We start from the raw sequence: 13070 nt of genomic DNA on the forward strand, positions 1-13070 counted from the left end.
GGCTACCACCCGCTATAAGGCGCGCCCTGCACGCGGTGCGCCGCGAAGTGCTCCGCCAGGAAATCGACGAAGGCGCGCACCTTGGCCGTGAGGTGGTCGCGCGTGAGGAATACCGCGAATACGTCGGCGGGCGGCGTTTCCCAGTCGGGCAGCACTTGCCGCAGCCGCCCGGACCGGAGCATCGGCGCCACCTCCCATTCGGAGCGCATCAGGATGCCGTGGCCTTGCAAGGCCCAGCCGAGCGCCACTTCGCCGTCGTTGGTGCTGGCCGGCCCGCGCACCTTGACGGTCTCCTGTCGGCTCGCCGAGCGCAGTTGCCAGGTGCCGTAGGTGGCATCGCTTTCCCGGATCACGATGCAGCGGTGCTGCTGCAGTTCGCGCGGCGAGCCCGGCGCGCCGTGGCTGGCCAGGTAGCGCGGCGATGCGCACAGCAGCCGGCGATTGTGGGCAAGAGGCCTGGCGGCGAGGCGCGCATCGGGCAGGTCGCCCACGCGGATGCCGACATCGAAGCCGGCTTCGGCCAGGTTGAGCGGCCGGTCGGTCAGTTCAAGCTGCACCTCCACCTCCGGGCAGGCCAGCAGGAAGGCGCCCACTGCCGGCGCCACGTGACGCCGGCCGAAGCCGAGCGTGGCGTTGACCCGCAGCAGCCCGCGCGGCGCTACCCGGCTGCCGCCCAGGCCCTGTTCCAGTTCCTCCAGTTCGGCCAGGATGCGCGCGCCCTGCGCGAGGTAAGCCTCGCCCTCCTGCGTCACGCTCAGGCGGCGCGTGGTGCGGTTGAGCAGGCGCACGCCAAGGCGCGCTTCCAGCGCCGTCAGCCGCTTGCTGGCCGCCGATGGCGTGATGCCGGATTGCTGGGCCGCGCCGGCCAGGCTGCCGCGCTTGACCAGGGTGACGAAGAAGGCTAGGTCCGAGAAGTTGTCCACGATGCGGAACGATGCGGTTAGGCCGGGGATTGGTGAATCTGGCGACTGAATGAAAGTCTGTAGATGAAATTATAGCGATGGGTTCAATGGTTAAACTGGTCTCTCGATACTCTTCAACCCAATTCAACGCCATTCAACGCAGGCAGAGCCCCATGTCAGGCCTTACCTTCTATCGCAAGCTGGTGGATTCGCATACCGTGGCCGCGCTCGACGCCGATCACGTGCTGCTCTACGCGGATCTGCACCTGATGAACGAGTACACCAGCCCGCAGGCATTCGCCGGGCTGGCCGCGCAGGGCCGGGGCGTGCCGTCGCCTGGCCAGCAGGTGGCGGTGGTGGACCATGTCATCCCCACTCATGCGGAAAGCCCGCGCCGCATACAAGACCCCGCCTCGGCGCTGCAGGCGCGCAATCTCAAGCGCAACTGCGTGCAGCACGGCATACCCCTGTTCGACACCGACTATGCCCTGCAGGGCATCGAGCACGTGATCGCGCCCGAGCACGGCATGATCCGGCCCGGCATGGTGGTGCTGTGCGGCGACAGCCATACCACCACCTACGGCGCGCTGGGCGCGCTCGGCTTCGGCATCGGCACGTCGGAGGTGGAGCATGTGCTGGCCACGCAGACGCTGGTCTACCGCGTGGCGAAGGACATGCGTATCCGCGTGGACGGCATGCTGCCGCGCGGCGTCACCGCGAAGGACCTGATCCTGCACATCATCAGCCGCATCGGCGCCCAGGGCGCGCGCGGCTATGTGGTGGAATTTGCCGGCAGTGCCATCGATGCGCTCACCATCGAGGCGCGCATGACGCTTTGCAATATGACGGTGGAAGCCGGCGCGCGCGGCGCGCTGATCGCACCGGATGCGCGCGCCATCGACTACGTGCTGGCACGCGCAGCGGATATCGACGCAACGATGCGCGAGCGCGCGCTGGCGTGCTGGCGCGATCTGCGTTCGGATGCGGATGCGCGCTTCGATAGCGAGCTGGGATTCGACTCCGGCAACGTCGCGCCCTATGTGAGCTGGGGCACCAGTCCCGACCAGGCCATCCCCATCGACGCGCGCGTCCCACTGGTGGAGGAAGCGGCCGACGAAACGGCGCGCAGCGCCGCCGCCAAGGCGCTCGGCTACATCGGCCTGCAGGCGGGCGCCTCGCTCGAGGGCTTGCCGGTGCAGCGCGTGTTTATCGGCTCGTGCACCAACGGCCGCATCGAAGACCTGCGCGCGGTGGCCGCCATCGTGCGCGGGCGCAAGGTGGCCGAAGGCGTGCGCGCGATGGTGGTGCCCGGCTCGGGCGCGGTGCGCCGGCAGGCCGAGGACGAAGGCATTGCGCGGGTACTGCTCGATGCCGGCTTCGAGTGGCGCAAGCCCGGCTGCTCCATGTGCCTGGCCATGAATGACGACGTGCTCGCGCCGGGCGAGCGCTGCGCCTCCACCACCAACCGCAATTTCGAGGGACGCCAGGGGCGCGCCGGGCGCACCCACCTGATGAGTCCCGCGATGGCCGCCGCCGCCGCGCTGACCGGCTGCATCACCGATGTACGCCGCCTGGAGCATACCGATGCCTGATTCGATGCCTGACCCTGATGCCGATCTGATCGCCGCCCTCGGCGCGCCCCTGCCCATCGGCAATCTCGACACCGACCAGATCATGCCCAAGCAGTTCCTGCGCATCATCGACAAGGCCGGGCTGGACCGTGGCCTGCTCTACGATATGCGCTTCGACGCGCAGGGCGCGCCGCGCCGGGAGTTCGTGCTCAACCAGCCACGCTACCGGGGCGCGGGCGTGCTGGTGGCGGGCCCCAACTTCGGCTGTGGTTCGAGCCGCGAGCACGCGGTGTGGGGCCTGCAGCAATTCGGCATCCGCGCGGTGATCGCGCCGAGCTTTGGCGAGATTTTTTATTCGAATGCGATCAACAACCGCCTGCTGCTGGTGATGCTGCCGCAGGCCGAAGTGGATGCGCTGATGGTCGAGGTGTCGCGCGAGGCGCCGGTCCGGATCGAGATCGACCTCGCGGCCATGACGGTGAGCGCGGGCGCCGTGCGCGCCGGCTTCACGCTGGCCGAGCGCCATCGCACCCTGTTCCGCCAGGGCCTGGACATGATCGGCGCGACGCTGGCACAGTCGTCGCGGATCGCCGGGTTCGCGCGGCGGCATCACCATGCGCAGCCCTGGCTGCAGGACGTCGCCGCCAAGACCATGGCGCGGCTGTCCGCCTGAAGGAGGACCGATTGTGTTCGAAGGTTTCACCCCGCGCCGCATCCGCTGCGGCGAAGTCGAGATCAACGCCTTCGTCGGCGGCCAGGGCCCGGCCTTGCTGCTGCTGCACGGCCATCCGCAAACGCATGTGATCTGGCACAAGGTGGCCGGCGCGCTGGCCCGGCATTTCACCGTGGTCGCCACCGACCTGCGCGGTTACGGCGACAGCGGCAAGCCCGCCGGGCTGCCCGACCATGCCAACTACAGCAAGCGCAGCATGGCGCAGGACCAGGTGGCGGTGATGCGCGCGCTGGGCTTCGAGCGCTTCCTGGTGATGGCGCACGATCGGGGTGCGCGCGTGGCCCACCGCATGGCGCTGGACCATCCGGATGCCGTGCGGCGGCTGGTCACGCTCGATATCGCGCCCACGCTGGCGATGTACGAGCAGACCAACCTGCAGTTCGCGCTGGCGTACTACCACTGGTTCTTCCTGATCCGGCCCGCGCCGTTTCCCGAGACGCTGATCGAGGCCGATCCGGCGCTCTACCTGCGTAACACCATGGGCAGCCGCAGCGCCGGGCTGGCGCCGTTCACGCCGGCGGCCATGGCCGAGTATCTGCGCTGCCTCAGCCTGCCCGGCGCGGCGCACGGCTTGTGCGAGGACTACCGCGCCAGCGCCTCGGTCGATCTCGATCACGACCGCGCCGACCTGGCCGCGGGGCGCAAGGTCGAGTGCAGCATGCTGGCGCTGTGGGGCGAGCAGGGCGCCGTGGGCCGCTGCTTCGCGCCGCTGGAAGAGTGGCGCAAGGTGGCGCGCAGCGTGGATGGCAAGAGCCTGCCTTGCGGGCATTACATCGCCGAGGAAGCGCCGGCGTTGCTGCTGGAGGAGACGTTGCCCTTCCTGCTGGGCGCAGGCTGAGCGCGCCGGACGCGCGGCAGGAGGTGGATGCATGACGCGCCGGCCTGGCTTACACTCGCTGTCTTCGCACCCGTGCCCGACCGATCGCGTCTCACCCATCCATGCCGCCCCGCAAGAACCCCGCCGCCGATACGCTTGCCGAAAGCCGCGCCACCAGCGACCAGGCCATCCAGTTGCTGGACGCCGCCGTGCGTCATGTGCTGGAGCACGGCATCGGCGACCTGTCGCTGCGCAATATCGCCGAAGCGGTCGGTACCAGCCACCGCATGCTGATCTACTACTTCGGCTCCGGCGACCAGTTCTGGGAAGCGGTGCTGCGCCGCATCCGCCATGCCGAACTGGATGCGCGCGCCAGCCTGGCCGCCAGCGAGGCCGATCCCGCGCGGGCGCTGGAAGTGGCCTGGGCGCGCTACTCGGCGGACAACTACCTCCCCATCATCCAGTTGCTGTTCGAGATCTACGGGCGCGCCATTCGCGATCGCGAGCGCTTCCATGTCTTCCTCGATGACGTGATCGGCAGCTGGACCGGCGCGCTGACCGAGCGCTTTCACAAGCAGCTCGGGTTGAGCACCAGCGAGGCGAAGCTGCGTGCCCGAGTCGAGGTGGCCACGATGCGCGGGCTGCTGCTGGATCTCGTCACCACGGGCGATCGCAAGGGCACCACCGCCGCGCTGAAGTATTTCGCGCGCATGCAGAACGCGCCCAGGGCGGCGGGCGCAAAGCCCGGCCACGAAGCCTGATCCCGACGCGGCGCCATCACGGCGCCGCGCAGCAGTTGTTGCCGCTGCCGCGGCAATGCGTCTCCGCTTCCCCTTCAAGCTTTCTCACCGGCTCTTGCCGCGATGGCAGGCCCTGTGCCGGTCCTGTTTTCTTTTGCGTGTACCACATGGTACAGTAAACCGGATGGGTCCGTCATGAGGCGCGTCCAGGGGATTCGAGAGGAGAACGATGTGAAGAGACGAACGCTGATAGTGGGCGCCGCGCTAGCCGTGGCGGGAATGTCATACGGCGCCGCCGGCTGGGCGGAGGCGTGGCCGCAGCGCCCCGTGCGGCTCGTGGTGCCGCAGGCCGGCGGAACCGGCAACGATGTGCTTGCGCGCGCATTGGCTGAAGCGCTTGGCAAGCGCTGGGGGCGCAGCGTGGTGGTGGAAAACAGGCCAGGCGCCAATGGCGTACTGGCGATCAACTACGTGCTGCAACAACCGGCCGACGGCTACACGCTGTTTTTCGCCGGCGTTTCCAACCTGGCTTTCAATCCCTTCCTGTATCCCTCGCTGCCCTATGTGCCGCAGCGCGACCTGGCCGGCGTGGCGATGCTGGCGAACTCGCCCTTCGTGCTGGTGGTGGCGCCGGCCATGCATGCCACCAGCTTCGCGGAGTTCGTGCGGCTGGCCAAGGCGCGGCCGGGCGGCATCAGCTATGCCTCCGGTGGCATCGGCAATTCCACGCATCTGGCCATGGAACTGGTGGCCGAGCGCGCCGGCATCAAGCTGCAGCATGTGCCGTTCAACGGCGCCGGCGGATCGACCAGCCTGATGTCGGGCGAGACCCCGGCGATGATGAACGTGCTGGCGGGCGTGCAGCCCTATATCACCGGCAAGAAGCTGGTGCCGCTGGCGGTGACCGGCGAGCGGCGCCTGGCGGCGCTGCCCGATGTGCCCACATTCAAGGAGCTTGGCTACGACGTGGCGGTGCCGGGCTGGTACGCCATCGTCGCCAGGTCCGGCACGCCGGCGCCGCTGGTGCGCAAGATCAATGCCGACATCGATGCGGCCATGGACGAGCCCGCGTTCAAGGACAAGCTGGCCAACCAGTTCCTGGAGCCGATCAAGGGCCCGCCTGACGAAGTGCAGCGCTATATGCAGCGCGACGCGCAGGCCTGGGGCCCGCTGATCCGCAAGCTCGGCATCGCCCTTTGATCCGCACCACGCATCCGCACCACGCCTGGCTTTACCGCACCGACTTTCAAGGAGACAAGACATGCCCCAGATCACGACCGCCGTGCGCGACTACCGACTGTCCATGATGCACGCGCTGATGGACCGCCTCCGCGTTGACGCGCTGGTATTCGCCACCCCGGACTTCTTCCAGTTCGCCACCAATTTCCAGCTTGATGTCTGGCCGTGGGAACGCCCCGTATTTGTGTTCGTGCCGCGCAATGGCGAGCCCTTCGCGGTGATGAACGAGCTATCCACCAACCATATGCGCTTGTGCGCGGAAAAGGAGAAGGTCTGGCTGCGCGATGTGACCTACTATGCCGAGCATCCGCGCGTCGCGCGGCGGCTGGCGCTGGCGCCACAGTTGCCCGAGGTGGTGGCGTCGCTGCTGGCCGCGCACGGGCTGGGCGGTTCGCGCATTGCCGTCGATGTGGCGCACCCGATCCTGGCGGCGGCGCAGCGCTACCTGCCCGAGCTTACTTTGCGCCCGGCCCTGGCCGAGATGCGCGGCATGCGCTGGGTCAAGCATGCCGAGGAACTGCAGGTGATGCGTGAACTGGGGGCGCTGACCGACTGGGTGCAGGACCGCTATCGCGAGAATATCCGCGCAGGCCGGCTGGTGCAGGAGCTGGACCACGCCATGTCGGCGCTGATGGTGGAGGAAGCGGCGCGCCGTTTCCCCGGCGAGGATTTCGACATTCTCAAGTGCTGGACACTGACGGGGCCCGCCTCGGCGTCGCCGCATGGCGACGGCGCCGCGTGCGGGGCGCGCATCGCGGCCGGCGACACTATCGTCAACCTGATCCTGCCGCGCCTGAATGGCTACTACGTCGAGAACGAACGCACCTGGTTCTGCGGCAGGCCGGATGCGCGCCAGGCACATTGCTACGAGGTCGCCGCCGAAGCCACCGATGCCGCGGTAGCGGCCGCGGTGACCGGACGCCGCGTCTGCGATATGGACGCTGCGGCACAGGCCGTGATCGAGCGCGCGGGCCTGGGCGAGTACATCTTTCACCGCACAGGCCACGCGGTCGGCCTGATGCTGCACGAGTACCCGGAAGACATGGCCTTCAATACGCGGGCGCTGTTGCCGGGCGAGGTGTACTCGGCCGAGCCCGGCATCTATGTCTACGGATTGGGGGGCTTCCGGCTGGACGATACGGTGGTGGTGGGCGAACGCCCCGAGGTGATCGTGAAGACGCCAAAGACGCTGGAATACGCAACGGTGGGGTGAGAGGCGGGTGCCGCCGGGCACCACAGGCCAGGAGGGTTGACGCGGCGCGGCAACAGGGCTTTGGTACCGCAAGCATTACGCCGCCCGGAGGCGCATAATCCCTGACCATTAAGTCAGGTCCTAGCCGAATCCGCGTCAGCCCTCAACATACATTCATGGATGGATGTATAATTCCGGAATTATTCGCTTGTCCCCAGGCGTTTGTTGCGGAAATTGACATGACTTACCGATTTATTGCCGGATGCATGAGCGCCTGGCTCGCGATCTGCGTGACCGCGAGCTGGGTGGTGGAACGCCTCTGGTCCTGAGTACGGGTGGTCGGCCTTGCCGCTGGGAGGTGGCAAGGTTTTCGCTAGGACTTGCCATTCTTCGCGGTATTCACCACCCACCATGTACATGACCAGAGATAAGAAGAACGCCGGCCTTGCCCACCGGCTTGTAACGCATATCAAGGCGCTTGGCGCCGTGGCTGCCCTTGGTACCAGCGCGCTGGCGCATGCCGATCCCGGGGTGCACGTGGCCTTCGGCCGCGATCCTGGCCACAACATCAACAAGTACGAAATCGGCGTCAACTGGGATTCAGGCTTTGCCTGGGGCAACCCGCAGGGCTGGCTGGTCAAGCTGCAGTGGGAGGCCGAACTGGCCGAATGGAATGCCCGCAGCGGCACCAATGCCCAGAATGTGACCGAGTTCGGTTTTTCGCCGATCTTTCGCCTGGAAAAGCGCGGCGGCTCGCTGGTCCCCTTCCTGGAAGCTTCGGTAGGCGTGCGCATGATGAGCCACAAGGCCACCTCCGACGAGCACCGCTCCGGCAGCCTGTTCCAGTTCTCCGACATGATCGGCGTAGGCATGGCATTCGGCCCCAAGACTGCTTACGAAGCCGGCTTCCGCTACCAGCATGTCTCCAATGCCGGTATCAAGCAGCCCAATCCGGGTAGCGGTTTTTACACGGGTTACATGCGTTATCGCTTCTGAACCGGCAACGGCGGCTGGCCCGGGCCGGCGCTCAGGCCAGCTTGACCATGCCGGCACGCGGATTGCGCGCGGCGCGCGAGGCCGGCTCGGGAAGTCCGGTCTCCGCCCCCCGGCTATCCGCGCCGCGCAGCGTGTCGAAAAAGCGCCATAGCGCGGGCGCGTCGGTGGTCGCGACATTGAACCGTATCCAGGGCGAGTCGCCTTCTTCCGGCTCGAAGTAGGAGCCCGGTGCCAGCCAGATGCCGTGCTCCAGTGCCAGCGTTGCCAGCCGGTTGCCTGACAGGGCGGCCTGCTCGTTCCCGTCTCGCGGGCGCATCCGTGCCCAGGCAAACATGCCGCCTTCCGGGCGCAGCAGCACTTCCAGCCCGTGCGCTTCCATCTTCTCCGTGATCCGGTCCTGCTGGGCGCGCAGCCGTTCGGCCAGCGCCGCCACGTGGCGGCCGTAGTGGCCGCTGGTCAGCACCGAATACACGAGCCGTTCCGTCACTTCCGATGACGTCAGCCCCACCGCCATCTTGGTGCGGGCCAGCGCCTTGGCCAGATCGGGGCTGGCTGCCAGGTAGCCCACCCGCAGCGACGGCGTGATGGTCTTGGAAAAACCGTTGATGTAGATCACGTGCGAGAGGCCGTCCATGGCCGCCAGCATGGGCGAGCCGGCGGGCGCCAGTTCGCGGTAGATATCGTCCTCCACGACCAGCAGCCGGTATTGCTCGGCCAGTTGCAGCACGCGGTGCGCGTTCATGCTGGTAAGCGTGCCGCCGGTGGGATTCTGCAGCACGGTGTTGACGAACAGGGCACGCGGTGCATGGCTCCTGATGGCGTGGTCGAGCGCGTCGGTGTCCAGCCCGCTGGCGGTGCGGCGCACGCCGATCACCTGCAGCCCGGCCAGGCGCAGGATCTGCAGCAGGTTGCAGTAGCACGGGTCTTCCACCAGCACCGTGTCGCCCGGCCGCAGCAAGGTGCGCACCACCAGGTCCAGCGCCTGCGTGGCGCCCTGGGTCAGCACTACCTGCTGGGCCTGGACTGGCATGCCGTACTGGCTGAGGCCGGCGGCGATATGCTCGCGCAGCGCGCCAAAGCCGTAAGGATGGCCATAGCCCGAGACCTGCGCCGCGGGCACCCGCGCCGCGGCGCGCATGGCCTGGTGCAGTCCCTCCTCGTTGAGCCAGTCGCCGGGCAGCCAGCCCGCGCCCGCCTTGATGGGCACCGAATGGTCGGCGAAGACGTCCGACAACAGCCAGGCGGCATTCAGCCCCGGTGCCTCCCAGCGCGCCGCTGGCGCCTGGCCGGCCGGCGCGTGGCGGTGCGCCACCGTATAGCCGGAACCCGCGCGCGCGCCGAGGTAGCCCAGCGCGGTCAGGCGGCCGTAGGCCTCGGCCACGGTGAAGGTGCTGACGCCGTGTTGCTGGGCGAACCGCCGCACCGAGGGCAGCGCCACGCCGGCGCGCAGCACGCGCCGGTCGATCAGGCTGGCGATGCCGGCCACGATCTGTTCGGTCAGGGTGTCCCCGCTGCGCCGGCTGCGGACCAGTTCAAGGTTTAGCATGCGTCATATGTCAGAATCAACCTGTACAGTTTAGTGGCCGTAGTGGTGCGATGGGAAGCGTCTTCGTCCCGCGCGGCATTGCGGCACCGCAGCGCGAACATGGCTTCCGGGGCGGGATTGCGCGCCGCGGGGCGCGCCAGGGCCGGGCATGGCGGCAAGCCGGCATGTAGCGCGCCTTTTGAATTCTGTACAGTTGTCATAGTCTTAACTGTACGGTCAGGTGATGTTTTGCCGACCGTATATTCTTTAAGCCGGGCCGGGCCGCTACAGTGGCCGCATTCGCCAGAATCACTCGACAACCCCGGTGCGGCGCAACCGCCGCCGCCCGAGCCAATGCCCTGAGGAGGACGTATGGATGCCGCCAAGACCGTGATCCCCGATCTCGATGCCCTGTGGATGCCGTTTACCGCCAACCGCCAGTACAAGGCGGCGCCGCGCCTGCTCGCCTCGGCCAGCGGCATGTACTACACCTCGCATGACGGCCGCCAGATCCTCGACGGTTGCGCCGGCCTGTGGTGCGTGGCCGCCGGCCACTGCCGCAAGGAGATCTCGGAAGCGGTCGCGCGCCAGGTGCAGACCCTGGACTATGCGCCGCCATTCCAGATGAGCCACCCGCTGACATTCGAGGCCGCCACCAAGCTGGCCGCCATCATGCCGTCCGGGCTGGACCGCATCTTCTTCACCAACTCGGGTTCGGAATCGGTCGACACCGCGCTGAAGATCGCGCTGGCGTACCATCGCGCGCGCGGCGAAGGCCAGCGCACCCGCTTTATCGGCCGCGAGCGCGGCTATCACGGCGTGGGCTTCGGCGGCATGGCGGTGGGCGGCATCGGCGGCAACCGCAAGGTCTTCTCGGCCAACCTGATGCCTGGCACGGACCACCTGCCGGCCACGCTCAATATTGCCGAGGCTGCCTACTCCAAGGGCCAGCCGCAATGGGGCGGGCACCTGGCCGAGGACCTGGAGCGCATCCTGGCCTTGCACGATCCGTCGAACGTGGCTGCCGTGATCGTCGAGCCGCTGGCCGGTTCGGCCGGCGTGCTGGTGCCGCCGGTGGGCTATCTCGAAAAGCTGCGCGAGATCACCAGCAAGCACGGCATCCTGCTGATCTTCGACGAAGTCATCACCGCCTTCGGCCGCCTGGGCGCGGCCACCGCCGCCGAGCGCTTCAAGGTCACGCCGGACCTGATCACGATGGCCAAGGCCATCAACAATGCGGCCGTGCCGATGGGCGCGGTGGCGGTCAGGCGCGAAGTGCACGACACCGTGGTCAACTCCGCCGCGCCGGGCGCGATCGAGTTCCTGCACGGCTACACCTATTCCGGCCATCCGCTGGCAGCGGCCGCGGCCATCGCCACGCTGGATATCTACAAGAACGAGAACCTGTTCGGCCGTGCCGCCGAACTGGCGCCCAAATTTGAAGCCGCTGTGCACGCTGTGCGCGGCGCCCCCCACGTGAAGGACATCCGCAACCTCGGCATGGTGGCCGGCATCGAACTGGAGCCGCGTCCCGSCCAGCCCGGCGCGCGCGGCTACGAGGCCTTCCTCAAATGCCTGGAACGCGGCGTGCTGGTGCGCTACACCGGCGATATCCTCGCCTTCTCGCCGCCGTTGATCATCACGGAAGAGCAGATCGGCGAAATGTTCGACACCGTGAAGAAGGTCCTGCAAGACGTGCAGTAAGTACGCACGCATGGCAGGAACAACACAAGGAACACTGACGTGAACATCGCAGAAAACCGGCAGATCGCCGACATCGCGCATTACATCGGCGGCACCGTGCGCGCCGCCTCGTCGGACCGTTATGCCGACGTATTCAACCCCGCCACCGGCGCGGTGGCCGGGCGCGTGGCGCTAGGCTCCGCGCAGGACGTGGATGCCGCGGTAGCCGCCGCGCACGCGGCCTTCCCGGCCTGGTCCGAGACCGCGCCGCTCAAGCGCGCCCGCATCCTGTTCAAGTTCAAGGAGCTGCTCGACCGCCACCATGACGACCTCGCCGCGCTGATCACGCGCGAGCACGGCAAGGTGTTCTCGGACGCCAAGGGCGAAGTCACCCGCGGCATCGAGGTGGTGGAATTCGCCTGCGGCATTCCCAACCTGCTCAAGACCGACTTCACCGACAACATCGGCGGCGGCATCGACAACTGGAACCTGCGCCAGCCGCTGGGCGTGGTGGCCGGCATCACGCCGTTCAACTTCCCCGTGATGGTGCCGATGTGGATGTTCCCGGTGGCGCTGGCCTGCGGCAACACCTTCGTGCTCAAGCCGTCCGAGCGCGATCCCTCGCCCTCGCTGCTGATCGCCGACCTGCTCAAGCAGGCCGGCCTGCCGGACGGCGTGTTCAACGTGGTGCAGGGCGGCAAGGAAGCCGTCGACGCGCTGCTGGCGCACAAGGATGTGCAGGCGCTGTCCTTTGTCGGCTCGACCCCGATTGCCGAGTACATCTATACCGAGGGCACGAAGCACGGCAAGCGCGTGCAGGCCCTGGGCGGCGCCAAGAACCACCTGGTGGTGATGCCCGACGCCGACCTCGACCAGGCGGTGGACGCGCTGATCGGCGCGGCCTATGGCTCGGCGGGCGAACGCTGCATGGCGATCTCCGTAGCCGTGGCGGTGGGCGACGTCGCCGACAAGCTGGTCCCGCGCCTGGCCGAACGCGCGCAGTCGCTGAAGATCCGCAACGGCATGGAAGCCGATGCCGAGATGGGTCCGCTGGTGACCGCCGCGCACAAGGCCAAGGTGGAAGGCTATATCGCCAAGGGCGTGGAAGAAGGTGCGAAGCTGGTGACCGATGGCCGCGGCCACAAGGTCGAAGGGCATGAAGATGGCTTCTATGTCGGCGGCACGCTGTTCGACAATGTCACGCCGGACATGACGATCTACAAGGAAGAGATCTTCGGGCCGGTGTTGTCGGTGGTGCGGGTGCATGACTTTGCCCAGGCGGTGGACCTGATCAACGCGCACGAGTATGGCAATGGCGTGTCGTGCTACACGAGCGACGGCGGCGTGGCGCGCGCTTTCTCGCGCCAGATCCAGGTTGGCATGGTCGGCATCAACGTGCCGATTCCGGTGCCGATGGCATGGCACTCCTTTGGCGGGTGGAAGCGTTCGCTGTTCGGCGATCACCATGCTTACGGTGAAGAAGGCATTCGCTTCTATACGCGGTACAAGAGCATCATGCAGCGCTGGCCGGACAGCATCGGCAAGGGTGCGGAATTTACGATGCCGGTGGCTAAGTGAGGGTTTTGGTTTTGGCTGGATGATGGTGGGGGTCACGTTTTTTTGCGGGGTTGGTCGGTGTTTCTTTGAGCGGTGTTGGCTCTTGTACCCAACA

At 67.3% G+C, this 13070-nt stretch carries 11 protein-coding genes; 9 read left to right on the forward strand and 2 right to left on the reverse strand.

Features of this window, described 5'->3' with window-relative positions; genetic code table 11:
- Window positions 1–2: 2 nt before the first annotated feature.
- Window positions 3–923 carry a LysR family transcriptional regulator gene (locus AC1DN0_RS13520; protein ID WP_441630661.1) on the reverse strand — a complete coding sequence of 307 codons (921 nt, stop codon included), beginning with the start codon at window positions 921–923 and terminating at the stop codon, window positions 3–5.
- 152 nt (window positions 924–1075) lie between these two features.
- Here AC1DN0_RS13520 and leuC point away from each other — a divergent pair, with 152 nt between their 5' ends.
- The 7 genes from leuC to AC1DN0_RS13555 all read left to right on the forward strand — a co-directional run bounded on the left by leuC (window position 1076) and on the right by AC1DN0_RS13555 (window position 8190).
- The gene (gene leuC / locus AC1DN0_RS13525) at window positions 1076–2494 is read left to right on the forward strand and encodes a 3-isopropylmalate dehydratase large subunit (RefSeq protein ID WP_477143416.1); all 1419 of its coding nucleotides are present in this window, start codon (window positions 1076–1078) and stop codon (window positions 2492–2494) included.
- Window positions 2487–3146 carry a 3-isopropylmalate dehydratase small subunit gene (leuD, locus tag AC1DN0_RS13530; RefSeq protein ID WP_441630665.1) on the forward strand — a complete coding sequence of 220 codons (660 nt, stop codon included), beginning with the start codon at window positions 2487–2489 and terminating at the stop codon, window positions 3144–3146. The genes leuC and leuD overlap by 8 nt, the downstream gene beginning before the upstream one ends.
- A gap of 13 nt (window positions 3147–3159) precedes the next feature.
- A complete protein-coding gene (locus AC1DN0_RS13535; protein WP_441630667.1) occupies window positions 3160–4044 on the forward strand; it encodes an alpha/beta fold hydrolase in 885 nt (294 codons plus the stop codon).
- 101 nt (window positions 4045–4145) lie between these two features.
- On the forward strand, window positions 4146–4784 hold the full coding sequence (locus AC1DN0_RS13540; protein ID WP_035869903.1) for a TetR/AcrR family transcriptional regulator: 639 nt from the start codon (window positions 4146–4148) through the stop codon (window positions 4782–4784).
- Between the two features lie 210 nt (window positions 4785–4994).
- Window positions 4995–5963: a Bug family tripartite tricarboxylate transporter substrate binding protein gene (locus AC1DN0_RS13545; protein WP_441630669.1), complete on the forward strand. Its 969-nt coding sequence runs from the start codon at window positions 4995–4997 to the stop codon at window positions 5961–5963.
- A 61-nt stretch (window positions 5964–6024) separates the two neighbouring features.
- A complete protein-coding gene (locus tag AC1DN0_RS13550) occupies window positions 6025–7215 on the forward strand; it encodes a M24 family metallopeptidase (RefSeq protein ID WP_441630671.1) in 1191 nt (396 codons plus the stop codon).
- A 396-nt stretch (window positions 7216–7611) separates the two neighbouring features.
- A complete protein-coding gene (locus AC1DN0_RS13555) occupies window positions 7612–8190 on the forward strand; it encodes an acyloxyacyl hydrolase (protein WP_052685852.1) in 579 nt (192 codons plus the stop codon).
- Between the two features lie 31 nt (window positions 8191–8221).
- On the opposite strand, the gene AC1DN0_RS13560 is transcribed toward AC1DN0_RS13555, so the two are convergent.
- Window positions 8222–9736, reverse strand: coding sequence for an aminotransferase-like domain-containing protein (locus tag AC1DN0_RS13560; RefSeq protein WP_441630673.1), 1515 nt, complete (start codon window positions 9734–9736; stop codon window positions 8222–8224).
- Window positions 9737–10087: 351 nt separating this feature from the next.
- Here AC1DN0_RS13560 and aptA point away from each other — a divergent pair, with 351 nt between their 5' ends.
- A complete protein-coding gene (gene aptA, locus AC1DN0_RS13565; protein ID WP_477145780.1) occupies window positions 10088–11419 on the forward strand; it encodes an omega-aminotransferase AptA in 1332 nt (443 codons plus the stop codon).
- Window positions 11420–11458: 39 nt separating this feature from the next.
- Window positions 11459–12976, forward strand: coding sequence for a CoA-acylating methylmalonate-semialdehyde dehydrogenase (locus tag AC1DN0_RS13570; RefSeq protein ID WP_035869886.1), 1518 nt, complete (start codon window positions 11459–11461; stop codon window positions 12974–12976).
- Window positions 12977–13070 lie beyond the last annotated feature (94 nt).

The sequence above is a fragment of the Cupriavidus sp. 05N39 genome, assembly GCF_056397325.1.